Below are 23867 nucleotides of genomic sequence, written 5' to 3'. Positions count from 1 at the left end.
CGAAAATATTTAATGAAATTATATGCGTTATTAAATATTATTTTGTGTTTTTCTGGTACGCTTCTGGCCCAGACTATTAATGACGCCTCTACCATTGAATTAGGATCCAAAAACTTATCATTGGATCAGCCTTTCCTTATATCGGTTGTTCTGCGTGATGCAGAAACGCGGCCGGCGGTTATTTTTCCGGAAATAAACGGGTTGGAAAAAAGAAGCAAGTCAGCAACCAGTGCCATCAGCACGGTGTATGGCAAGAAAGTGGTGATACAAACCATCACACAGGAATACTTCGCAGCTAAGCCAGGGAACTACCTCATTCCCGCGTTCGTAATCACGATCAACAGCCTCAAATTAAAATCAGAAGAGACAATGGTTGTCTTTTCTCAGCAAGCAAGCCCGGGAGACGCTGTTTCCGTAGGCGTGAGCCCTACTTTTGAGGCGGATGTGGAAGATACAGGCGACGGGATTTTCCTGTCCGTCCAGACGGATAAAAAGGCAGTTTTTATTAGGGAAGGATTTGCGTTGCGCATTTCTCTATACATTGCTGAGAATGCGCCGGTACAAATGGAATTTTACCGGTTCAATGAGCAATTGCAATCTATCCTCAAACAGTTACGGCCGGCGAATTGCTGGGAAGAGAATGTGGGCATTGAGGAAATTGTCAAACGTCGCATAACAATCAGAGGCCGCCGGTATACGGAATATAACATGTACCAGGCCCGGCTTTTCCCGATCACGACCGAAGACATTGTTTTTCCTTCGATCGCCCTGCAAATGCTTGTTATCGATAACAGCAAGGCAGTAAATGTGGAGCGGAAAGTGGTGAGGTCGTTCAGGTCGAACAAGGCGGCTATTGTCGTGCGCCAGTTGCCGGATCATCCGTTAAGGGATCAGGTTGCGGTTGGGCAGTATGCATTAAAGGAGAATCTGTCCAGCACGCTCGTTTATCCCGGCGAGAGCGTGCGTTACATGTTCAAGGTGGAAGGCGTTGGGAACATTGCCGCTATTCCGGCACCGACGATCCAATCCAACTCTACATTTGACATTTATCCGCCGGAAGTAAGTCAAATCATTAAAAGAAGCTACCAAAGTGTGGTAGGGGAGAAAACTTTCGATTACTTTGTTGTTCCCAGAAAGGACGGGGAATTTCCGTTAGGACGGTATTTTCAATGGGTATATTTCAATTCGTCAAAAGCAAAGTATGATACATTGCGGTCCGCAAAAATGCTTTCTGTAAAGGGCGAGGACTATAAGCTTGCCAACTTATCACTGAGCGGCTCTTCCGGGCTGTACGACAACCTGGAAAGCCTTGATAGCAGCAAAGATTCAATAGATTATAAAAAGATTTTAAAAGACACCACCAACGGCATAGTGATTCTGCTATTGATCGCAATGGTTTGGGTATTCAGAAAGTAAATTTTTAATGGGAAGTACGTACGGTAAGATATTCAAAATAGCCACATTCGGTGAGTCGCACGGAGCGGGCATTGGTGTGATCATAGAAGGGTGCCCGGCAGGCGTCAATTTCGACTCAGACTTTATACAAAGCGAGCTGACCAGGCGCAAGCCAGGACAGTCGAGAATTACCACGCAACGGAAGGAAGCAGACGAATTTGAAGTGCTATCGGGAGTGTTTGAGGGCAAAACAACCGGCACACCCATTGCTTTGATCATCCGGAATGAAGATCAGCGCAGCAAAGACTATTCGCACATTGCTGCCCAGTTCCGTCCGTCACATGCGGATTACACGTATCAGGTGAAGTATGGCGTCCGCGATTACAGAGGCGGCGGCAGGAGCTCTGCGAGGGAGACTGCTGCAAGAGTTGCGGCTGGCGCGCTGGCAAAGCTGCTCCTGGCTGATCTGGGCGTAAATATTCAATCCTACGTTTCACAGGTCGGGACATTAAAACTCGAAAAATCATATCAGGATCTCGATCTTTCATTAACAGAAACAAATGCCGTCCGTTGTCCTGATCCTGAAATGGCGCAGCAAATGTTCGATTACATTGACTCGGTAAGAAAGCAGGGAGATTCTGTAGGGGGCGTTGTGAATTGCGTGATTACAGGCGTTCCGGCTGGCTGGGGAGAGCCTGTGTTTGACAAGCTGCATGCGGAAATGGGAAAGGCCATGCTGAGCATTAATGCAGTGAAGGGATTTGAGTACGGCAGCGGCTTTGAAGGCGTTACATTACTGGGTTCTCAGCATAACGATGCGTTCTTTATTGATGACGAAGACAAAGTCCACACCCGCACCAATCATTCAGGAGGTGTGCAAGGTGGGATTTCAAATGGTGAAGATATTTATTTCCGCGTAGCGTTCAAGCCGGTGGCAACCATTATGCAGGATCAGGAAAGCATTGATCAGCATGGGGATGTGGCTATTGTGCAGGGAAAAGGACGTCATGATCCTTGTGTGGTGCCGCGCGCCGTTCCGATTGTAGAGGCGATGGCAGCATTGGTACTAGCCGATTTTTACCTTCGTAACCGGTCCAGCAAAGTTTAAATCTTGTTGTGTTTGCGCCTTTGGTTCAGGCTCAGAACGAGCCAGATTGTTCCCAGGAATTCAATGGCCAGGGCGGTGAGGATAACAGGATTGCTGAATTTGTTTTGATCCGATCTTAGTGAGGCACCGACCGCAAGCAAAAGCATGCCGGTTAGCAGAATGAGCACAGCGTTTCTCAGGCTAAGTTTCACTGATGATATCGTTGGTACAACATTAGAATTCCATCATATGGACAATCCTACTCCAATTTAGAAATTCTATCACAACTTACAAACAAAAAAGGGCTCCCAGGAGCCCTTTTTTACTGCATATTAACTTAAATAACCTGCGTCTTACCAGGAACCGCAACCGGATAAAGTCCGTCAGGACCCGGAAGGATTTTTGGCGAAGCATCCCAGGCCAGTTTGTCCGGGAATAGATTGATGTCTGAGTTGAATGCCTCATCCCATTTGATCATCTTGCCTGAATAAGTTGCCATACGGCCCATAATGGCTGTCATTGTGCTTTTTGCACCATTTTCTGCGTCAGCAAATTTGTATTCACCTTTTGCAATGGCCGCAAACAATTCGTCGTGTTCAACCTGATATGGGTTTTTATCACCTTTATCGTCGTGCTGGTAAATCACGCCGCCTTTGTAATCTTTCAAAATGGTTTTCTTGCCGTCAAAGCTGTCAATGCGGCCTTTTGTTCCTACGAAAGCCTCATCAACCTTGTTCCAGGTGCCTTCAAACTGACGGCATTGGCTGGAAATAACGGTTCCGTCGGCATAAACCAAATCCAATGTATGGTGATCGAAAATCTCTCCGTAAGCCTTTCCGGTACGCACTTCACGACCGCCGGTTCCTTGAATTGAAACAGGGTAACCCTTTTTCACCCAGTTAGCGACGTCAATGTTGTGCACGTGCTGCTCCGAAATGTGGTCACCGCAAAGCCAGTTGAAATAATACCAGTTTCTCATTTGGTATTCCATTTCCGTCTGGTTTGGCTGGCGTTCTTTCATCCACGGGCTGCTGCCAACCCAGTAAACTTGCCCGCCTACGATATCACCAATTGCACCGTCATGAATGCGTTTGATCGCAGCCAGATAATTAGCCTGGTAATGGCGTTGCAGACCCACAACCACATTCAACTTCTTTTTCTTCGCTTCTTCGGCAATTTCAAGCACTTTACGAATTCCGGGAGCATCTGTGGCAACCGGCTTTTCCATGAAAATGTGCTTGTTGTTCTTCACCGCTTCTTCAAAATGCGAAGGACGGAATCCCGGAGGAGTCGCCAGGATGACAACATCCACGTCTTTTAAAGCAATGGCTTTCTTGAATGCATCGAAACCTACAAACTTACGGTCGTCAGGAACATCAACTTTCAATTTTGTATCCACAACCGTTCCTGCTGCATTTTTGTATTTTTTCGCAGTCAGGTTTTTATATGATTCGTCCAGACGGTCCTTAAAAGCATCTGCCATGGCAACGATCTGCACATTTTGCGTTGTGCTTAATGCCTGCGCAGCCGCACCAGTTCCTCTTCCTCCGCAACCGATCAAAGCAACTTTGATCGTCTCATCCACCGCACTGTTAAAGCCATATCCGCGAACCGGATTCAACATTGCACCGCCCGCTGCAAACAGGCCGGTTGCTTTTAAAAAATCACGTCTATTTTGTTCCATTATGTTAAGAGTTTAATATGATCTCAATAATCTTCAATCAGTTTTGGGCTGTAATAAGCATTTATCTCTTCCTGAGACGGTTGTTTCAGTGGCCTAACCACCCTGAAACCAACAAATGATGCACTTGTCATCCACCATTCGCTTTTTGGAAGCTGCGGATCCAGGATCTTCCATTCCGGTTTTGAAGCCGTGCGGGCAGCGCTCCGCAAGTCAGCAGGCTCATCGTCCCAGGAACCACCGCGAACGGCCGTTGGATAAAGCTCGGTAACCGGAGCGTATTTTTCTCCCGCAGGTTGTTTTGCATAATAATCAGGAATGTACTGATCCAATGTCCATTCCATCACATTGCCATGCATATCGTGCAAGCCGAAAGCATTGGGTTTTTTCAATCCGATTTTCTTGTAAGCGGCATCACTGTTTTTACGATGCCATGCATATTCGTCTAATTTAGATTCGTCGGCTCCAAATGAGTAAGCTGTTTTTGAACCTGCGCGGCACGCGTATTCCCATTCAGCCTCAGTCGGTAATCTGTAAAAAACACCTGTTTTTTCATATAGCCATTTGCAAAAATGAATGGCAGCATATTGGGTCATGTTAATCGCCGGATATCCGGATCTTCCCATACCGAACGACATATCTACATAGGGAGGACTCGGGCGGGTGCTGGCATCGGTCTTCTGAACACTTTTGTCGGGATCAGGGTGACGTGCTGCCATTTCCTTTTCCATGTTTTTGAAAGCGTAAAGGTCATATATGTCCCAGTTCACTTCGGTTTTGCCCATCCAGAAGGGCTCGATCTTTACTTTGTGCTGCGGGCCTTCGTCGGGTCGGCGACCTTTTTCGGAATCAGGACTTCCCATCATAAACTCGCCGCCGGGAATCGCGACCATATCGTAGACTTGCGGGCTACCTCCTATTTTTTGCGTATAATTCTTAAAATTGGGGTCTTGTGCTGCTGCGGTGAAACAAATGAAAACGGTTGAGAATAGGAATAAAAATTGCTTGGACATGATTTAAAATGTGTTCTATGGAACCATATAACTAAATATAAAGAGCAATATTATGCTATTTACCCTTTCAAAACGAATTTTTTCTTTGTTGTTTGAGATCTGTCCTACCTTTGTAGGAATTGAATTTTACTTTGGATCATGAATTACCTTTCAGCAGAAAATATAGCAAAGTCATTTGGCGATCAGTGGCTTTTTAAAAACATCAATTTTGGAATCAGCAGGGGCGACAAGGTTGCGCTCATCGGAACGAACGGAACGGGCAAGACCACTTTTCTGAACATTCTGACGGGCAAAATCCCGGCGGATCAGGGAGAAGTAAGCATTCGGAAAGATATTCGGGTAGGATACCTGGATCAAAGCCCGGCTTTTGATGAAAGCCTTTCGGTGATTGACGTGATTTTTTCTTCCAACAATCCTGTGGCGCAAGTTGTTAAGCGCTACGAGCATGCCATTGAAACCGACAACCACGACGAACTTGCCGAAGTGATGGAGGATATGGACAAGTTTAATGCCTGGGATTTTGAATACCGGACCAAGGAAATCCTGGGACGTCTTGGCATTCACCATACGGAGAATCTTTTCGGAACATTATCCGGCGGGCAGCGCAAGCGTGTGGCTATGGCGAAAGTCTTGCTGGAAGATCCTGATTTACTAATCCTGGATGAGCCTACCAACCATTTGGACCTGGATACGGTGGAATGGCTTGAAAACTATCTAAATACGTCCAACACAACATTGCTGGTCGTAACCCACGACCGGTATTTCCTGGACACAGTTTGTAATCAAATGCTTGAACTAGATCACGGCTCAGCATATCCATATAAAGGAAACTACACTTACTTCCTCGAAAAAAAGGCGGAAAGAGAAGAAATGGAGGCAGCCGGCATTGATAAGGCGCGCAACTTAATGCGCAAGGAACTCGACTGGATCCGCCGTCAGCCCAAAGCACGCGGGACAAAGGCAAAATATCGTGTGGATGCATTTGAGGAATTAAAGGAGAAGGCAAGCCAGAAGAAGTTTGATACACAAATGGAACTGAATGTCCGCACTTCGAGGCTGGGCAGCAAGATCATCGAGCTCGAAAATGTGAGCAAAGGATTTGGTGAAAGACAATTGATTAAAAACTTTGAATACACATTCCGAAAAGGCGACCGCATTGGTATTGTAGGCCAGAACGGGATGGGCAAGTCGACGCTCCTGAACATGATCACGGGCGAATTAATGCCGGATAAAGGTCAGATTGTTAAAGGGGAAACGGTTCAGTTTGGTTACTACAAGCAGTCTGATCTCGTTTTTAACGAAAATCAGCGGGTGATCGACATTGTTAAAGATGTTGCGGAGGTGGTGCAGCTGGGAACCGGTGAGACGGTTACGGTCGGACATTTGTTACAGGCTTTCCTTTTTTCACCTTCCAAACAATATGATTTTATCTCAAAACTAAGCGGTGGTGAAAAACGCAGGCTGCAGCTGCTTTTAATATTGATCAAACAGCCCAACTTCCTGATCCTGGATGAGCCTACGAATGATCTGGACATTGCGAGTTTGAATGTTTTGGAAGAGTTCTTATTAAACTTCCCAGGCTGCCTGGTAATCGTTTCCCACGACAGATATTTCCTCGACAGGCTTGTACAGCACATTTTTGTTTTTGAAGGAGAAGGGAAGATTAGTGATTTTCCGGGAAATTATACGGAGCTGCGTGAATATCAGGACGAACAGGAAGCTGAGAAAAAAGCTTCGGGAGGCAATGCAGGCAAAAGCAATACAACCCACGTAATTCAACCTGTGAAGGAAACGGCAGCGCCCGTAGCGCCAACACCCGTTGCAGCTGCAACGCCAAAGCGCAAGCTGAGCTACAAAGAACAGAAGGAAATGGAGCAGCTGGAAGCTGATATAGCCAAAATGGAAGAGCAGAAAACGGGTTTAGTTGCCAAATTGCACGCTGGTGGATCACACGCAGAATTAGCACAATGGTCTAAGCAAATCGAGGAATTAACCGAAAGTCAGGCTGATAAGGAGATGCGCTGGCTTGAACTATCTGAAAATGCTTAAATTTGGCAGCATTGTGATCCTCTGTTCCGATTAGCCGTTTAAATCCGCATTATGAATTCAATCACCGAGTTTTTTCAATATATCCTTAATTCCGAAGAGTTAATCCGCACAGGCGGCCTGCTGGTCATAACTTTCATCGTTTTTGCCGAAAACGGTTTGTTCTTCGCCTTCTTCCTCCCTGGCGACTACCTGGTTTTTCTGGCTGGCGTTTTTTGCGGGACAGGCATACTGAGTGTTCCGATTGGAATTTTGCTGCTGTGTTTGTTTGGAGCCGCGGTAATAGGTTCGTTGGTTGGATATATTTTCGGAAAATACTTCGGTGATATGTTCGAAAACCGGCCGGATTCTTTCTTTTTTAAGAAAAAACACATTGAAACAACGCGGAAATATTTTGATAAATATGGAAGCAGAACATTGATTATCAGCCGTTTCCTTCCAATCGTCCGCACTTTTGCACCGATTTTGGCAGGCCTGGTAAAAATGACGGTTCCTGCGTTTATGATCAACAATGTTGCCGGCGGCGCAATCTGGATCGGGACATTAACGGGTGGCGGTTACCTTTTCGGAGAGCGCTTTCCGTGGATCGTTGATTATGTGCAGTACATTATCATTTTCTTCCTCGCGATCACTACATTCACCGTGATCAAAGGATATCTGAATGCAAGAAAGGAAATGGGTTAATGCTCACTTTCCTTCTTCTTCTTCGCTAAACCAGCCTGAATAGGTAATGTAATTATTGGCCGTCCGGTCAATGGCAGCATTCAGCTCCGTGGATACATCTTTCAGATATTTTGCCGGATTGCCCGCGTAAATTGTCCCCGGTGGGACTTTTGTTCCCTGTGTGACAATGGCGCCGGCAGCAACAATGGACCCGGTGCCGATCACAGCCCCATCCATTACAATGGCGCCCATCCCGATCAGCACGTGATCCTCAATCGTGCATCCGTGTACAATTGCATTGTGCGCAACCGACACATAACTGCCAATAGTGGTCGCAAAACGCTGATAAGTACAGTGAATCACAGCGCCATCCTGAATATTGGAATAATCACCAATCCGAATGCTGTTCACATCGCCGCGCACCACAGCATTAAACCAAACCGTGCAATGGCTGCCCATCACCACATCACCTACAACAGTTGCGTTTTCAGCAAGCCAGCACGCTTTCCCGAAAGTGGGATTAAAGCCTCGCACAGATTTTATATACGGCATATTTTTCTTTTTTCGATTTGTGTAAAATAGGTAAACGAATCTTCCTTTTGTTAAATCGGGACAAAATTGTTGCCAAAAATTAAATATATTACGTTTTTGATCTTTAAGTCATGCCCACTATGCCATCAACCATGAAAATTTCAAAAGGAAGTCTGTTAATTGCCAAACCGTTTCTGGGAGATCCCAATTTTGAAAGAGGCGTTATTCTGATGTGCGAACACAACGAGCAAGGCAGCTTCGGCTTTGTACTGAACCAGATTACCGACCTTTTCCTGGGGGATGTTTTGGACGAAACCATTTATCAGGACATTGCTTTGCATCTGGGCGGACCCGTAGAGAAAAACACACTGCATTTCATTCACAGACGTCCCGACCTGGTTGCCGGTGGGGCGGAAATTATGCCGAATGTTTTTTGGGGAGGAGACTTTGACAAGGTAAAAATGCTCTTGAACCTGAACACCTTTCACGCTGACGATATCCGTTTCTTTATCGGCTACTCCGGATGGAGCGGCGGCCAGCTGGATGAGGAATTGAAGCAGGATTCCTGGATTGTTTCAAGCACCGATTCTGAATTTCTTTTTACAACTCCACCAGAAAATTTCTGGCGGGAAATCCTGCGTAATATGGGCGGCGAATACCGGTCTATTGCCCATTATCCCATCGATCCGCGGCTCAATTAAGCCGAAATCCGGTTAGTTAGGCCGGTCCAGCCCGTTGACAGATTCGTAATCGGATTTGATCCTGCTTACCTCCTTAGTCAGGAATTTTTGTAATTGCTCATTAAAATCCGTCTTATCTTCTTCATTCAGAGAAGCGTAAAGGTCTTTCAGTTCCTGGTTGATCTGCGCGCGATCCTCGTCCGAGCCTGCATTCATCGAACGGATGTGAAATCGCTTAAAATCGAATTCGGGCATATTTTGTTTCATTTAGTGGTTTCAAAATTACGAAATGTCGCCGAACGAGAAAATCCTGTGCGGTGTTACGAGAAATATGATAATAATCACCCCAAATGAACCGGACATTCTTTTTTATATTTTTAACATTCATTCTTTTTGCAATTGATTGGTACGTTTGGCAGGGATTGCGCTTTGCGATCCGGAATCTAACGCCGCTTACACAACGCTGGATCGGAGGAACTTACTGGATTTTCACCGCAGCCACATTAGGAGCCTACATTTCGATGCAGCTTCTTCCGCCGGACTATTTCAAAAGCACTACGCGAACATTTGTTGTCGCATTTATTGCCATTCCTTATTTGTCCAAACTGCTGGCCGTTCTCCTTTTGTTCCTGGACGACATCCGTCGTTTTTTACAATGGATAGCCAGCTTTTTCTTTCCATCGGCGGCGCCTGTTCCGCCTGCAACCGGTGAGCCGGCCATTCCGCGTTCCCAATTTTTGGCGACTACGGCGATGGTGGCGGGAGCTGGCCTGATGGGCACATTTGCTTACGGGATCATCTCCGGGGCGCATGATTACCGCATCCGCCGAGTCCGTATCCCACTTAAAAATCTTCCCAAAGCATTTGACGGCATTAAGATCGCCCAATTATCCGACATTCATTCAGGAAGCTTTTTCAACAGAACAGCTGTGAAAGGAGGCGTGGAAATGTTGATGAAGGAGAAGCCGGATATCGCGTTTTTCACCGGCGATCTTGTGAATGACCGCGCGCTGGAAGTGCGGGAATACATTGATATTTTTAATAAGATAAAGGCTCCGCTGGGTGTGCATTCGGTTTTGGGCAACCACGACTATGGTGATTATTTCCAATGGCCGAGCGTGGAAGCCAAAACGAGCAATCTGGCGGATCTGAGAAAAGCCCATCAGTTGCTGGGCTGGAATTTAATGCTGGACGAAAACCGTGCTATCCGCGTCGATGGAGAGGAAATCGGCTTGATAGGCATTCAAAACTGGGGTGCGGGGAATTTTGCCAAATACGGTAACCTGCAAAAGGCTTATCAGCATACGGAGGATTTTCCTGTCAAAATATTGCTTTCACATGATCCGAGCCATTGGCAAGCGCAGGTTTTACCCAAATACAAGGATATTGATCTTGCACTGGCCGGTCATACGCACGGCATGCAGTTTGGGGTAGAGATCGCTGGATTAAAATGGAGCCCGGTGCAATACAGATACAAACAATGGGCAGGGTTATACACCGAAAACGACCAGCATTTGTATGTAAATCGTGGTTTTGGCTATTTGGGTTATCCGGGCCGTGTGGGTATTTTGCCTGAAATCGCTATCATTGAGTTGGTTAGGGCGTAATATTTAGGGAACTTGTAATTGGGTTGGATCAGTTATATAGGATAACAGCCTAAATGCGTTGAGTATATGAGGTTCTGTAATCCTAAAAATGAATATGATGACAAAATTTGCTTCCTTATTTCTCGTACTCGCATTGATCTGCGGAATATCTGGTGTCAGCACAGTTAATGCAAAGCCAGCCAGCGCGAAGACAGAGCTTTTAGGCAAAAAGAAAAAGTATAAGGGTTATAAAAAGCCGAAATCCAAGAAATTCCTGGGAATATTCAAGCGGAAAACGGATTGCGGCTGTCCCAATCATTGACATTCGAATTGCATCAAAAATTGCATATAATCAAGAGTAAGCAGGGCCATCATTCTCTAAAAGATTCGATTGGATTTGCTTACTTTTGTCTTTTAAAACCATCTAATATTGACGTTGTCAGCCCAAGTTGAATGAAAATTAATCTTCGGAACCAGGATAAATTTGAAAACCGTCACCACGGTAAAGATGCGCAGGAGTTGCAGGAAATGCTGAGCACGATTGGAGCCGCATCTCTGGATGAATTGATTGACCAGACACTTCCTCCGGCCATCAGATTGCAAAAGCCGTTGAACTTGCCAAGACCGAAAACCGAGCAGGAATTTTTGCAGGGTATCCGGAAGATCGCAAGCAAAAATGCTGTTTTGAAATCATACATCGGAACAGGTTATTACGACACCATTACGCCTAATGTAATTCTGCGGAACATTCTGGAAAATCCAGCCTGGTACACGGCTTACACGCCTTACCAAGCCGAAATCGCACAAGGCAGGCTCGAAATGCTATTGAACTTCCAGACCGTGATTACGGATTTGACAGGAATGGAGATAGCAAATGCTTCGCTTCTGGATGAAGCGACGGCGGCTGCGGAGGCAATGACCATGCTGCACAGCCTGCGTCCGGCATCACGTAAAAAAGCAAACACATTTTTCGTGTCGGAACTTTGCCATCCGCAAACCATTGACCTGATTCATACGAGAGCGAAGCCCATTGGCATTGACGTTATCGTAGGAAACCACGCAACCGTGGATCTTACAGACGAGAATTTATACGGTGTGCTAGTCCAATATCCGGCAACCAATGGTGAAGTCATTGATTACACAGACTTTATCGCCTCTGCGCATGAGCAAGGACTTTCGGTTGCTGTGGCTGCTGATTTACTTGCATTAACATTGCTGAAATCACCAGGCGAAATGGGAGCGGATGTGGTTGTGGGTTCCTCGCAGCGATTTGGCGTTCCTATGGGTTACGGCGGCCCGCACGCGGCTTATTTCGCAACGAAAGATTCATTCAAAAGACATATACCAGGCCGGATTATCGGTGTTTCTGTGGATACGGAAGGGAATCGTGCGTTGCGCATGGCTTTGCAGACCCGGGAACAACACATCCGTCGGGAAAAGGCAACTTCCAATATTTGCACTGCACAAGTTCTTTTGGCAGTGATTGCAGGTGCTTACTCCGTTTATCACGGACCGGAAGGCATCAAGAACATTGCCGCCCGCGTTCACGGACTTACAAAACTTTTTGTTGACACCATCAAGCAGTTCCATTACGAAGTCGTAACTGAACATTACTTTGATACAGTCACGGTTAAGACTGGTTTGACCAGAAAACTGCGTGAAACCGCGGTGAAGTGGGGCATTAACCTCAAATACAATGGTGAGGAAAGCGTTTCGGTTTCATTTGATGAGGCCAAAACCTTTGACGATGTCATTTCGCTATTGAATGTGTTTGCCGAAGTTTCTGGCTTCCAGGGTGAAATGGTAATTGATGAAGAACTTGAACTGGATCTGCCAGCAAATCTTGCCCGCACATCCGAATATCTGACACATCTTGTTTTCAATACGCATCATACCGAGCACGAAATGCTGCGTTACTTGAAATCACTTGAAAATAAAGATTTATCACTGGTGCATTCCATGATTTCGTTGGGCAGCTGTACCATGAAACTGAATGCAACGGCTGAAATGATCCCGTTGACCTGGCCGGAATTTGGTGCGATCCACCCGTTCGCTCCTACCAATCAGGTTGGTGGTTATGCGCAGCTGGTAAGCGAGCTGAATATCTGGCTTTGCGAAATCACCGGATTTGCAGCAATGTCATTCCAGCCTAATTCGGGCGCACAAGGCGAGTATGCCGGCTTAATGGCGATTCGTGCTTATCATGAAAGTCGTGGCGACGTGCACCGGAATGTTGCATTAATCCCTTCTTCGGCTCACGGCACCAACCCTGCATCGGCTGTAATGGCAGGAATGAAAGTGGTGGTTACCAAATGTGACGAAAGAGGAAACATTGATGTAGCCGATTTGAGAGCGAAAGCGGAGCAATATAAAGACGAGCTTTCTTGCTTAATGGTCACTTATCCTTCAACACACGGTGTATATGAGGAGAGTATCATTGAAATTTGCGAAATGATCCATTCGTTTGGCGGTCAGGTTTATATGGATGGTGCCAATATGAATGCGCAGGTTGGGCTTACCAGTCCGGCAACCATTGGCGCTGATGTTTGCCATCTGAATCTGCATAAAACATTCTGTATCCCTCACGGTGGTGGCGGACCCGGCGTTGGCCCGATTGGTGTGGCTGAACATTTGATGCCTTTCCTTCCAAGTCACGTTAATTTCAGCACGCAGCCAGAGCATTTGCCAGCAGGCGAAGCAGGAGCCGTTTCTGCCGCACCTTACGGAAGCGCCAGCATCCTGACCATTTCCTACGCATACATTGCCATGATGGGAGAGGCGGGACTAACGAATGCAACCAAATATGCCATTCTGAATGCCAATTATATCAAAGAGCGCCTGAGCGGACATTACGATGTGCTTTATACAGGCACAAACGGTCGCTGCGCACATGAAATGATCCTGGATTGCCGGTCTTTCAAAGCGGCTGGTGTGGAAGCGGAAGATCTGGCGAAACGTCTGATGGATTACGGGTTCCACGCGCCAACATTGTCATTCCCTGTTGCAGGAACATTGATGATCGAACCGACGGAATCTGAATCGAAGGCTGAACTGGATCGTTTTTGTGACACAATGATTGCGATCAGAAATGAAATTCGGGAGATTCAGGATGGTGTTGCAGATCGCACGGATAATGTGCTTAAAAATGCGCCGCATACGTCCCGGATCCTTTTAAGTGAAAATTGGAACAGATCTTACAGCCGCGAAAAAGCAGCATTCCCATTGCCGCATTTACGTTTTAATAAGTTCTGGCCAAGTGTAAGCCGAGTCGACAGCGCTTATGGAGATCGCAATCTGATCTGCTCTTGCATCCCTGTTGAAGCTTATGCAGAAGTTGAAGCCAATTGAGCGATAAATATTATAGCTAGCCCTTTTTCCCAGGATTAAAATCCTGGGCGAAATATGGGTCGCCGGTGACCCGGCTGGCATCTTACAAGCCGCATAGCGGCAATCTATACTTTGCCCCAGGATTTATCCTGGGGATAACAAAAGATTTATCCTGGAGATCAAAGGATTTATTTTTGATCATAAAAGAAAAAAGGAAATGCTCGACCGAGCATTTCCTTTTTTCTTTTATTAATGAAGCAAGTATTGCTTAGAAATGTCTTTCGCCAATTTCTCTTTTACCCAACATCACCGCACCCACCATCGCTACTAAAAGGAGAATGGAAACCAACTCAAATGGAAGCAGATAATCCCTGAAAAGTAAATGTCCAAGGTTTTCGATCATCCCGATTTGTGAATCAAACTGCTGAGGATCAAATCCTGGGATAATGCTTTTGCGATATGCCCCGAAAAGGATCACAAATACAGTTCCGCCGACAATTGTAGCCGCAATTTTGGTTAAGTTGGTTTTAGACTCTTCATTGTCCTGTTTCATATTCAAGAACATGATCACGAAGAGGAAGAGAACCATGATTGCTCCCGCATAGACGATAATGTTAACAGCCGCCAGAAACTGCGCATTAAGCAGGATGTAATGTCCTGAGAGCGTAAAGAACGTCAGGATCAGATACAGGACGCTGTGGATCGGGTTGCGCGAAACAACCACCATTACTGCGCTGAGGACAGTCAGGAATGACAGGAAATAGAAAAACGAAATAACTGAATTCATAAAATTAAATAGCTGATATGCTCAATGAATGTGTTCAGGGAATGGCTCTCGGAACAACATTGGTAACTTCACCGCTGGCTTTTTTCAAGTCCAATGCGCGGGCTTCTTCTTTGGTCCAGGCCTCGCGGGTATATCTGTTGGTCATGTCTTCAACCAACAGGTCTTTTCCCCAGATCACCTGGTCGCGCTCCGCAAATACTGGCACGAACTCATCGTGGCGTAAATAAACGGCTTGTTTCGGACAAGCTTCTTCGCAAAGTCCGCAGAAAATGCATCTCAGCATATTCACTTCGTAAACCGCCGCATATTTTTCTTCGCGATACAGCTCTTCTTCTCCTTTTTCACGCTCAGCAGCCACAATTTGAATGGCTTCTGCCGGACAAGCAACGGCGCATAACCCGCAGGCTGTGCAACGTTCCCGGCCATCTTCATCCCTTTTCAAAATGTGCCTTCCCCGGAAAACCGGGCCCAGGTAACGCTTCACTTCAGGATATTGAATGGTTACTTTTTTCGCAAAAAAGTGCTTAATGGTGATCGCTAGTCCTGTTGCAATAGCAGGCAAGTAGGCGCGTTCCATCAGCGTCATTTCTTTATTGCTTACTTGCTTAGAGCGATTTGTCAGTTGCATGGCAATGTGTTTTTATTAATTCAACCACGCAGTTACCAGCGGCTTAAGGAAAAGCACGGCAGCACCGGTGATAATAATATTAAAAATAGCAAGCGGGATCAGTTTCTTCCAGCCCAGGTTCATCAGCTGATCGTAGCGGAAACGTGGAATAGTCCAGCGCACCCACATGTAGAAGAAGATGAAAAACAACGCTTTTCCGAAAAATACCACTGTTCCGATCAATGTAGCAGCATTATGTCCCGTTTCTGGACCGAATGCCTGCGTCAGTTGCGTATAAACCCAGTCCATTCCAGGATAATTATATCCGCCAAAATAAAGAACCGAGATAATGGCCGACGAAATGAACATGTTAATGTACTCGGCAAAGAGATAAAAGCCGAGTTTCATACTTCCATACTCTGTGTGGTAACCGCCTACAAGCTCAGTTTCACATTCCGGAAGGTCAAAAGGCACACGGTTACATTCAGCGAACGAGCAGGTGATGAAGATAATAAAGCCTAATGGCTGGTAAAAAATATTCCAGTTACCGCCATGCTGCTGCGCTACAATCTCTCCCAACGAAAGCGAGCTGCTCATCATGAGGATAGCAATCAGCGAAAGGCCCATAGCCACTTCATAACTAATGTTCTGCGAGGCCGCACGAATGGCGCCCAGCAGCGAAAACTTATTGTTGGAAGCCCAGCCGCCGACCATAATGCCGTAAACGCCCAGTGCCACAACACCAAAAACGTAAAGGATACCAATGTTGGATTCCACGCCTTGCAAAGCAACTTCATGACCATTGATCCGGAAAGTGCTTCCAAAAGGAATTACAGCACTCGCAAGCAAAGCCGTAAGCATCGCCAAACTCGGTCCGGCGATAAAAAGCCATTTGTTAGCAAGCGCAGGAATGAAATCTTCTTTGAAAAACATTTTACCCGCATCAGCAAGCGGCTGCAGCAAGCCACCCGGTCCTGCACGGTTAGGGCCCATCCTGTCCTGGATAAAGCCGGCAACTTTGCGTTCGCCCCAGGTTGAATACATGGCAATGACCAGGGTAAGAACAAAAACAACGAATATTGTTGCGGTTTTAATGAGAAACTCCGTTAAATCCATTTTTTGTAAACAAGGTTAAAAACAGGCTGTCAGGCCGTTGAACTAGTTATTTTTTGCCAACAATGAGCGGTGATTTGCTTTGTCGTTGTTTTCGATGCTTTGGTGACGGATCGTTTCTTCATCCGTAACGAAAGGACGTGTATCGTCAATTTTTTTGTAAGAACTGTCCGCCAGTTTTATAGCGAAATCAGGTTTCTTCACAAGATCAGCGCGGTATTTGTTGGCTGAAATAACAGAACTGCGTTTTACTTTGGTAGGACCTTCGAGCACCCAGTCGCTGGTTTTTTTCTTTTCAAAACGGCAGGTGTTGCAAATGAAATCGTTGACTTCTCCCCAGGTATTTTTGCGGGCAGTAACCCTGATAATTTCGTCTCCTCTGTACCAAACTGTCGTTTTACCGCAACATTTGTCGCAATCACGGTGCGCATCCTCAGGTTTGGTAAACCAAACGCGGTTTTTGAAACGGAAAGTTTTGTCGGTCAAAGCGCCTACGGGACAAACGTCGATCACATTCCCGGAGAAATCATTATCGATCGCTTTTTCAATGTAAGTGCTGATTTCAGAAGCATCTCCGCGGTTCATTACACCGTGTACACGCTTGTTTGTGATCTGGTCGGCCGTGTAAACGCAGCGATAGCAAAGAATGCAGCGCGTCATGTGCAGCTGCACATACGGACCAATGTCGATTTTATCAAAAGTCCTCCTATCTTCCTCGTAACGCGTTTTTACAGAGCCATGCTCGAATGCAAAATCCTGCAAATGACATTCTCCCGCCTGATCGCAAATAGGGCAGTCGAGCGGGTGGTTGATCAGCAGGAATTCAACAATGCTTTTTCGCGTGTCAAGTACGGCCGGATTTGTTGTGTTTTCAACAACCATTCCTTCCTGAACCTGGGTAATGCAAGATGGGACCAGCTTCGGCATTGGCCTCGGATCTTTTGCTGAACCTTGCGCTACGCGCACAAGGCACGCCCGGCACTTGCCACCGGAGGCAGTCAATGGCTTATAGAAACACATTGCAGGAGGCACGAGCGCAGCCTGACTTTCGTCCGCTTCCGCAATCTTCCGCGCAGCCTGCATGATCGTTGTTCCCGGTTCCACCTCGACTTCAATGCCGTCGAATGTAATTTTTACTAACTGAGGTTTGGTCTCTTCCATGCCAAAAATTATATCATTATGCTATTTGTCGGCCTCGTAAATATCGTACGGGCCCACGGTTGAGCTATATTTTAAAGTGTTTGTAAAATCAACATTGAGAATGTTAACAGGCACAATCCCTTTCAATGAAATTACATATTTAATATCCTTTCTCCTAACCATGCTCTTAAATTTGTCAAAGCGAAAGGTTCCGTTCAGATCTGCCAGATAAACAAGGTCCGGAAATGGGATTAACGCATTATTGACTAAAAAATGATTCAGGAAATAACCTTCCATTTGATTCCCGCCGCAAATATAAACCCACTCCTTCGGTTTCAAGTTTTTCTCTTTATATAAATATTCCGAGACATTACGCTCATCTATATAATGGCGCTCAAAGTTTGAATGGATCACCGATTTGTATTTCATAAAAACAAACAGTGTACAATGCAAAAACGCGAGCACCATATAGAATGACGCTCCCATTTTCAAAAGACTCTGATCAAAACGATATGCATTAGCCGGATGCGCAATGAAAAGTGTAACCTGGATCACTGCCAGCAAAAGATAATCCTGATAATAGCCAACGCCCGCACCAATTTTGAATGCTGTTGAAGTCGAGAAAATAAAAGACAAAAAGCAGCAAAGTGTCAGAAACAAAAGGAAATTGGAATACTTGTGATAAACGATATAACCGCTTACAATAACGTTAGCAATGATCAGGGGCGCAAATTGCAAAAGCCAGTGTTGAAACGTCCAGTCGTAAAACCATTCCCAGCTTGCTGAATTGGCAACACCTCCGATAATGTTGGTAAAAAACAGCTCAATCGAATTAATAGGGAGGATCGCGAGGTAAAAGCCCATTATCAAAATACCAAACGCAGTCAGGCTCACCAGCGTTTTCCACTCTCGCTTTAATATCCAGTAAACCCCGGCAGAAATAGCCAGGATCGCTCCACTTTGCTTTACAAAAAATGCCGTTACTGCAATGAAAATGGCGGCATAGAACCAAAATGGGTTGCCATCTTCCTTCAATGCATTGTAGCAGAAAAATATAAAGACAGTGGTTAGCAGTATCAGTAAACTATCAGGTCGTGAAGTGGTTAAAAGCCAGAAGCTCAGGACGTGAAAAATGTATAAAGCTGCAATGATGGCAATGAACGGCTTTTTGGTAACCCGGTTCAGAAATAGCCCAGCCAGTCCAACCGTAGCCAAAACAAAAATATTTGACCATAACCGGCTTGCAAGGTAAATCTTATGCACTTCAAGCGCCGACCAACCCACGATCTTGCAAAAGGTGGCAACGATGGTCGAGTAAATCGGTGCGTATTGCGATAACCTGAATGGTGCATCCTCCGGATCCAGGTAAATTGGGCTGCCCGATACGAGAAGCTGAATAGGGACAATCGTGCTGCCCTCGCTTCCTGAAATGTCGGGGTGATAGCTGATGGATGCCTGGAATTTGATTATCAGTAATATCAATGCGCTGATGAGCCCGAAGAACAAAGCGATCATGAAGGACTTATCCCGGACCCAAATCAGCGATTTATTGATTTCCATTATACTAATGCCATTTCGCCCTGGTATACTGCGCCGGGCTGCGATGCTTCGTGTGGATGGGTAATGTGCCACATGAACTCATCCCTGAAATGCCGGATCGCGCTGGCAACTGGCCAGGCAGCGGCGTCTCCCAATGGACAAATGGTGTTACCTTCTATTTTTTTAGATATATCAACCAACAAATCAATGTCATGCATGCTTCCGTGGCCATGCTCAATACGGTGAAGCACTTTTTCCATCCAGCCAGTTCCTTCGCGGCACGGGCTGCATTGTCCGCACGATTCGTGGTGATAAAAACGGGAGAAATTCCAGGTGTTGCGAACGATACAAGCTGTTTCATCAAAAACAATGAAACCACCCGAACCTAACATGGTTCCCGTCGCAAATCCACCATCCGACAGTGATTCATAGCTCATCAGGCGATCTTCACCATTAGCCGTTTTCATGATCAGGTGCGCTGGCAGAATGGGGACAGAAGATCCTCCCGCAACTAGTGCTTTCAAATGATGTCCTCTTCTGACACCACCGCAGTATTCGTCGGAATTCAGGAATTCTTCAACACTGACACCCAATTCAATTTCGTAAACCCCGGGCTTATTAATGTGTCCCGAAGCAGAAATCAGCTTCGTTCCTGTGCTGCGGCCTACACCAATGGCTGCATAAGCATCTCCGCCATTGTTAATGATCCAAGGCATATTGGAGATAGACTCCACATTATTCACCACAGTAGGGCTTTGATATAAACCTTTTACTGCCGGGAATGGCGGCTTGTTTCTTGGGTTTCCTCTTTTACCTTCTAATGATTCCAAAAGCGCCGTTTCTTCACCGCAAATGTATGCGCCTCCTCCCGGCTGAACGATCAGTTCGAGATCGTAACCGCTTCCTAATATATTTTTGCCAAGAAAACCCTGTGCTTTTGCTTCTTCAATGGCCTTCTCCAAAATCCGGATCACATACATCAGCTCGCCACGCACGTATATAAACGATTTGTTGGCGCCCAATGCAAAGCTGGATATGATCATTCCTTCAATCAGCAAATGCGGAATGCATTTCATCAAATGGTGATCTTTGAATGTTCCCGGCTCGGATTCATCCGCATTACACACCAGATAACGCGGAACGCCTTCTGGTTTAGCCAAAAAGCCCCATTTCATGCCCATTGGAAATCCTGCACCGCCTCTTCCACGCACACCCGACTTCTTTGCTTCTTCCACAACTTCTTCCGGAGTCATGGATTTTATTGCTTTTTCAACGGCCGTATATCCTCCCTTTTGACGATAAACGTCGAAAGTTTCGATGCCCGGTGTATTAATATGTTCCGTTAAGATCTTTATAGCCATTTGAGGATCAATTTCAGCTTACGCTATTTACTCAACTCTTCAATAATTCCGTCCACTTTTTCATTCGTCAGATTCATGTAATATTTCTCACGAATCTGAAAAACAGGTCCCCAGCCACATGCTGCCAGACATTCCACTTCTTTCAATGTGAAAAGTCCGTCCGCAGTTGTTTGTCCGGCCTCGATGCCCAGTTTTTGTTTCAAATGTCCATATACGTCTTCACCGCCCATTAAGCAGCAAGGACCTGTGCGGCAATATTCAATTACATGCTTCCCGACAGGATCCAGGTGATACATGGTGTAAAAAGTCGCAACTTCATAGACTTCAACGGGTTCCAGGCTTAATAAGCTGGCCACATGATCCATTACTTCGCTGCTCAACCAGCCCCATTGTTCCTGGGCTACGTGTAAAACAGGCAAAAGAGCCGATTTTTGACGGCCCTCAGGATAACGTGCTATGATCTCTTTTACTTTTTCCTGTCTTTCCGGTGTAAATGCAACCGGATTTAATGATTCAGTCATTTCTTGAATATTTTTAGGCGTCCAGCTCACCTGCAATTACATTCAGGCTACTCATGGTCAGGATGGCGTCAGAAAGCGTGCTTCCTTTGCACATTTCGGGATATGCCTGGTAATAAATAAAGCTTGGTCTACGGAAATGCAGTCTATAAGGAGTCCGGCCGCCATCGCTGATCAGGTAAAACCCTAATTCGCCATTGCCGCCTTCCACTGCATGGTAAACTTCGCCGATAGGAGCGTCAATTTCTCCCATTACAATTTTAAAATGATAAATAAGGGCTTCCATGCTCCTGTAAACCTCATTTTTGGGAGGCAGATAATATTCAGGCGCATCGGCATAATAAGGGCCTTCGGGAAGGTTATTAATGGCTTGCTCTATGATTTTAAGACTTTGCCACATTTCCTCATTCCGGACCATATAGCGGTCATAAGTATCGCCATGCTGGCCAACAGGAATATCAAATTCAAAATCCTGATAAGAAGAGTAAGGATTCATCACCCTTACATCATAATCCAAACCGGCTGCACGAAGATTAGGGCCTGTGAAACCATAGGATAATGCCCGTTCCAGGGAGATACCACCTACATTAATGGTCCTGTCCATGAAAATCCTGTTACGGTTGAGCAACTTCTCAAACTCTTTCAGAACAGGCGGGAATGATTTAATAAACTCATGGATCTTGCGGATCGCTGTGGTAGAAAGATCTCTTTCCATTCCGCCTACACGGCCCATATTGGTCGTAAGACGCGCACCGCAAACTTCCTCGTATATTTCGTAAACTTCCTCACGCTTCTGCATTACATACAGGAACCCGGTAAAAGCGCCCGTATCCACACCCAAAATACTATTGCAGATCAGGTGGTCCGTAATCCGAGCAAGCTCCATCATAATCACCCGGATGTATTGGGCCCTTTTCGGCACTTCCACGCTCAGCAACTTTTCAACCGTCATATGCCATCCCAGATTGTTGATCGGGGAGGAGCAGTAATTCATGCGGTCGGTAAGGGTCGTGATTTGGTAAAATGGCCTTCTTTCGGCTATTTTCTCAAATGCACGGTGTATGTATCCAATTGTTTGTTCACCGGAAACGATCTTTTCCCCATCCATTTTCAGGATATTTTGGAAAATACCGTGGGTTGCAGGGTGAGTAGGACCGAGGTTAAGCGTGGTCAGTTCTTCAACCAGCTCAGGTAGATCGGCGTTAGCGGGAACATTATGTGGTAATAATTCAATATCTGCCATATCTTACTCAGTATAGGGTCATCGGCCAAAAAGGGCATCTGTTTTGTCTTCGCGCGTCGCGTCTTCCATCGGAAACTCCCGTCTCATCGGGAAGTAATCCATCTCCTCAATGTTCAGAATGCGCTTTAAATTGGGGTGTCCGTCGAACATGATCCCAAAGAAATCGTATGTTTCCCGCTCCATCCAGTTGGCGGAAGCAAACAATCCTGTTGCCGTTGGAATGTGAATGTCCGCTTCGGCAAGGCTAACCTTGATGCGAACACGGAAGTTGTGCACAAAACTGTGCATATGATACACAACCATAAACTCCTGTCCTGCATTATCAGGATAGTGTATTCCGGTAATATCTGTTAAAAAGATAAACTGGTAGGTTTTATGCTTGTGCAAAAATTCTAATAGCGGGATTATTTCCTCACGAGAGGTTGAAAGCGTCAGCAATCCGTAAGGCTCTTCAAAGTCAAAAACCTGATCACCAAATTTTTCCAAAAGCGCTTCGGCTACCTCCTGGTTACTTAGCATAGGGGATTATTGAATATTATATGATGCTAATAATTCAGAATACTCGTCTGTATTTCTGCGGCGAAGCTTTTCATTTTGTGCCAAATGCTGAATATGCATCAAGCCATCAATGATCTGCTCAGGACGGGGCGGACAGCCGGGAACATACACGTCAACCGGGATGATCCGGTCGATTCCCTGCAAAACGCTGTAAGTGTCGAAGATACCGCCACTTGAAGCGCACGCACCAACGGCCATCACCCAGCGGGGTTCAGACATTTGTAAATAAACCTGCTTCACCACGGGCGCCATTTTCTTGGCGATCGTTCCCATAACCATCAGCAAGTCTGCCTGGCGAGGTGAAAAACTAGGTCTTTCCGATCCAAACCGGGATATATCGTAATGTGCACCCATCGTTGCCATGAATTCAATTCCGCAGCAAGAAGTTGCAAAAGGAAGTGGCCAGAGGGAATAACTTCTTGCCAAACCTATGGCTTCATCAAATGAAGTTGCAAAAAAACCAGATCCGCTATGTCCTTGCGGAGCCTCCACAATCGTTACTTCTTTCATAATTTCCAGTTATTCAAGTTTGTTGATTACTCTTCCCAGTTCAAAACTCCTTTGCGGATCACATAATAGAATCCGGAAAGCAGCAATGCCATGAACAATAACATTTCTACAAACCCAAACATTCCTAAACCCTTAAAATTTACCGCCCAGGGATACATAAATATCACCTCAACATCAAAAAGGACGAATAGGATGGCAACAAGAAAATATTTTACGGATATCGGCGTGCGCGCATCGCCCACGGATTCGATACCACATTCAAACGGATCGTCTTTTAGCTTGCTTTTCCTGCTTGGGCCAATTAAGTGCGTTACAATCATTGTGCCACCAATGAAGCCGGCAGCGAGGATGAATTGTACCAATATCGGCAGGTAATCAGAAGGGAAATATGAATTGTTCATTGAGTCAGTTATTCAGTTACTATCTACGAAATCAACGCGAAAATGTTGTCTGCGGTTACTTTCTTTCTGGTTTCTCAAAAT

Annotated in this window: 24 protein-coding genes; 8 read left to right on the top strand and 16 right to left on the bottom strand. The window is 45.8% G+C overall.

The window, feature by feature from the left end; genetic code table 11:
- The first annotated feature begins 12 nt into the window (after positions 1-12).
- On the top strand, positions 13-1416 hold the full coding sequence (locus tag NFI80_RS17125; protein WP_235165346.1) for a BatD family protein: 1404 nt from the start codon (positions 13-15) through the stop codon (positions 1414-1416).
- A gap of 7 nt (positions 1417-1423) precedes the next feature.
- A complete protein-coding gene (aroC, locus tag NFI80_RS17120) occupies positions 1424-2503 on the top strand; it encodes a chorismate synthase (RefSeq protein ID WP_235165345.1) in 1080 nt (359 codons plus the stop codon).
- Here the strand turns inward: aroC and NFI80_RS17115 are convergent.
- The 3 genes from NFI80_RS17115 to NFI80_RS17105 all read right to left on the bottom strand — a co-directional run bounded on the left by NFI80_RS17115 (position 2500) and on the right by NFI80_RS17105 (position 5176).
- Complete coding sequence (locus tag NFI80_RS17115) at positions 2500-2694, bottom strand: hypothetical protein (protein ID WP_235165344.1); 195 nt, start codon at positions 2692-2694, stop codon at positions 2500-2502. The two genes, aroC and NFI80_RS17115, sit on opposite strands and share 4 nt — an antisense overlap.
- 125 nt (positions 2695-2819) lie before the next feature.
- The gene (locus NFI80_RS17110) at positions 2820-4166 is read right to left on the bottom strand and encodes a Gfo/Idh/MocA family protein (protein WP_233794839.1); all 1347 of its coding nucleotides are present in this window, start codon (positions 4164-4166) and stop codon (positions 2820-2822) included.
- 23 nt (positions 4167-4189) lie between these two features.
- A complete protein-coding gene (locus NFI80_RS17105) occupies positions 4190-5176 on the bottom strand; it encodes a formylglycine-generating enzyme family protein (protein ID WP_233794840.1) in 987 nt (328 codons plus the stop codon).
- A gap of 138 nt (positions 5177-5314) precedes the next feature.
- Between NFI80_RS17105 and NFI80_RS17100 the strand changes: the two genes are divergently transcribed.
- Together NFI80_RS17100 and NFI80_RS17095 are read left to right on the top strand one after the other, a co-directional pair.
- On the top strand, positions 5315-7225 hold the full coding sequence (locus NFI80_RS17100; protein ID WP_235165343.1) for an ABC-F family ATP-binding cassette domain-containing protein: 1911 nt from the start codon (positions 5315-5317) through the stop codon (positions 7223-7225).
- 51 nt (positions 7226-7276) lie between these two features.
- Positions 7277-7906, top strand: coding sequence for a DedA family protein (locus NFI80_RS17095; RefSeq protein WP_233794842.1), 630 nt, complete (start codon positions 7277-7279; stop codon positions 7904-7906).
- Positions 7907-7909: 3 nt separating this feature from the next.
- Here the strand turns inward: NFI80_RS17095 and NFI80_RS17090 are convergent, their stop codons facing one another.
- Positions 7910-8437: a gamma carbonic anhydrase family protein gene (locus tag NFI80_RS17090; protein WP_235165342.1), complete on the bottom strand. Its 528-nt coding sequence runs from the start codon at positions 8435-8437 to the stop codon at positions 7910-7912.
- A gap of 119 nt (positions 8438-8556) precedes the next feature.
- Here NFI80_RS17090 and NFI80_RS17085 point away from each other — a divergent pair, with 119 nt between their 5' ends.
- Entirely contained in the window at positions 8557-9117 is a 561-nt protein-coding gene (locus tag NFI80_RS17085) for a YqgE/AlgH family protein (RefSeq protein ID WP_235165341.1), read from the top strand.
- A 12-nt stretch (positions 9118-9129) separates the two neighbouring features.
- Here the strand turns inward: NFI80_RS17085 and NFI80_RS17080 are convergent, their stop codons facing one another.
- The gene (locus NFI80_RS17080; protein ID WP_235165340.1) at positions 9130-9351 is read right to left on the bottom strand and encodes a hypothetical protein; all 222 of its coding nucleotides are present in this window, start codon (positions 9349-9351) and stop codon (positions 9130-9132) included.
- A gap of 95 nt (positions 9352-9446) precedes the next feature.
- Between NFI80_RS17080 and NFI80_RS17075 the strand changes: the two genes are divergently transcribed.
- From NFI80_RS17075 to gcvP, 3 genes are all read left to right on the top strand, one after another.
- Positions 9447-10703, top strand: a complete 1257-nt coding sequence (locus NFI80_RS17075; RefSeq protein WP_235165339.1) for a metallophosphoesterase — start codon at positions 9447-9449, stop codon at positions 10701-10703.
- Between the two features lie 94 nt (positions 10704-10797).
- On the top strand, positions 10798-11004 hold the full coding sequence (locus NFI80_RS17070; RefSeq protein ID WP_233794846.1) for a hypothetical protein: 207 nt from the start codon (positions 10798-10800) through the stop codon (positions 11002-11004).
- 131 nt (positions 11005-11135) lie between these two features.
- Positions 11136-14030: an aminomethyl-transferring glycine dehydrogenase gene (gcvP, locus tag NFI80_RS17065; RefSeq protein WP_235165338.1), complete on the top strand. Its 2895-nt coding sequence runs from the start codon at positions 11136-11138 to the stop codon at positions 14028-14030.
- A gap of 247 nt (positions 14031-14277) precedes the next feature.
- Here gcvP and NFI80_RS17060 read toward each other — a convergent pair whose 3' ends face one another.
- Genes NFI80_RS17060 through NFI80_RS17010 form a run of 11 tightly spaced genes read right to left on the bottom strand, consistent with a single transcriptional unit; the run spans position 14278 to position 23786 of the window.
- Complete coding sequence (locus NFI80_RS17060; RefSeq protein WP_233794848.1) at positions 14278-14796, bottom strand: NADH-quinone oxidoreductase subunit J family protein; 519 nt, start codon at positions 14794-14796, stop codon at positions 14278-14280.
- A 34-nt stretch (positions 14797-14830) separates the two neighbouring features.
- Complete coding sequence (locus NFI80_RS17055) at positions 14831-15424, bottom strand: NuoI/complex I 23 kDa subunit family protein (RefSeq protein ID WP_235165337.1); 594 nt, start codon at positions 15422-15424, stop codon at positions 14831-14833.
- 15 nt (positions 15425-15439) lie between these two features.
- Positions 15440-16519 carry an NADH-quinone oxidoreductase subunit NuoH gene (gene nuoH / locus NFI80_RS17050; RefSeq protein WP_235165336.1) on the bottom strand — a complete coding sequence of 360 codons (1080 nt, stop codon included), beginning with the start codon at positions 16517-16519 and terminating at the stop codon, positions 15440-15442.
- Positions 16520-16561: 42 nt separating this feature from the next.
- Entirely contained in the window at positions 16562-17677 is a 1116-nt protein-coding gene (locus NFI80_RS17045; RefSeq protein WP_026629374.1) for an NADH-quinone oxidoreductase subunit G, read from the bottom strand.
- 21 nt (positions 17678-17698) lie between these two features.
- Positions 17699-19216, bottom strand: coding sequence for a glycosyltransferase family protein (locus NFI80_RS17040; protein ID WP_235165335.1), 1518 nt, complete (start codon positions 19214-19216; stop codon positions 17699-17701).
- Positions 19216-20556 (bottom strand): NADH-quinone oxidoreductase subunit NuoF, encoded by a 1341-nt coding sequence (gene nuoF, locus NFI80_RS17035; protein WP_235165334.1) that lies wholly within the window; start codon positions 20554-20556, stop codon positions 19216-19218. Before nuoF ends, NFI80_RS17040 begins: the two co-directional genes overlap by 1 nt.
- Positions 20557-20579: 23 nt before the next feature.
- Positions 20580-21077, bottom strand: a complete 498-nt coding sequence (gene nuoE, locus NFI80_RS17030; protein WP_026629371.1) for an NADH-quinone oxidoreductase subunit NuoE — start codon at positions 21075-21077, stop codon at positions 20580-20582.
- A 13-nt stretch (positions 21078-21090) separates the two neighbouring features.
- Complete coding sequence (nuoD, locus tag NFI80_RS17025; protein ID WP_026629370.1) at positions 21091-22317, bottom strand: NADH dehydrogenase (quinone) subunit D; 1227 nt, start codon at positions 22315-22317, stop codon at positions 21091-21093.
- A gap of 18 nt (positions 22318-22335) precedes the next feature.
- Complete coding sequence (locus NFI80_RS17020; RefSeq protein WP_235161246.1) at positions 22336-22836, bottom strand: NADH-quinone oxidoreductase subunit C; 501 nt, start codon at positions 22834-22836, stop codon at positions 22336-22338.
- A gap of 6 nt (positions 22837-22842) precedes the next feature.
- The gene (locus NFI80_RS17015) at positions 22843-23385 is read right to left on the bottom strand and encodes an NADH-quinone oxidoreductase subunit B (protein ID WP_233794856.1); all 543 of its coding nucleotides are present in this window, start codon (positions 23383-23385) and stop codon (positions 22843-22845) included.
- A 26-nt stretch (positions 23386-23411) separates the two neighbouring features.
- Positions 23412-23786, bottom strand: a complete 375-nt coding sequence (locus NFI80_RS17010; RefSeq protein WP_026629367.1) for an NADH-quinone oxidoreductase subunit A — start codon at positions 23784-23786, stop codon at positions 23412-23414.
- Positions 23787-23867 lie beyond the last annotated feature (81 nt).

The organism is Dyadobacter chenhuakuii (assembly GCF_023821985.2).
In the GTDB taxonomy this organism is placed as follows: Bacteria; Bacteroidota; Bacteroidia; order Cytophagales; family Spirosomataceae; genus Dyadobacter; species Dyadobacter chenhuakuii.
This window is presented reverse-complemented; position numbering and strand designations above follow the sequence as displayed.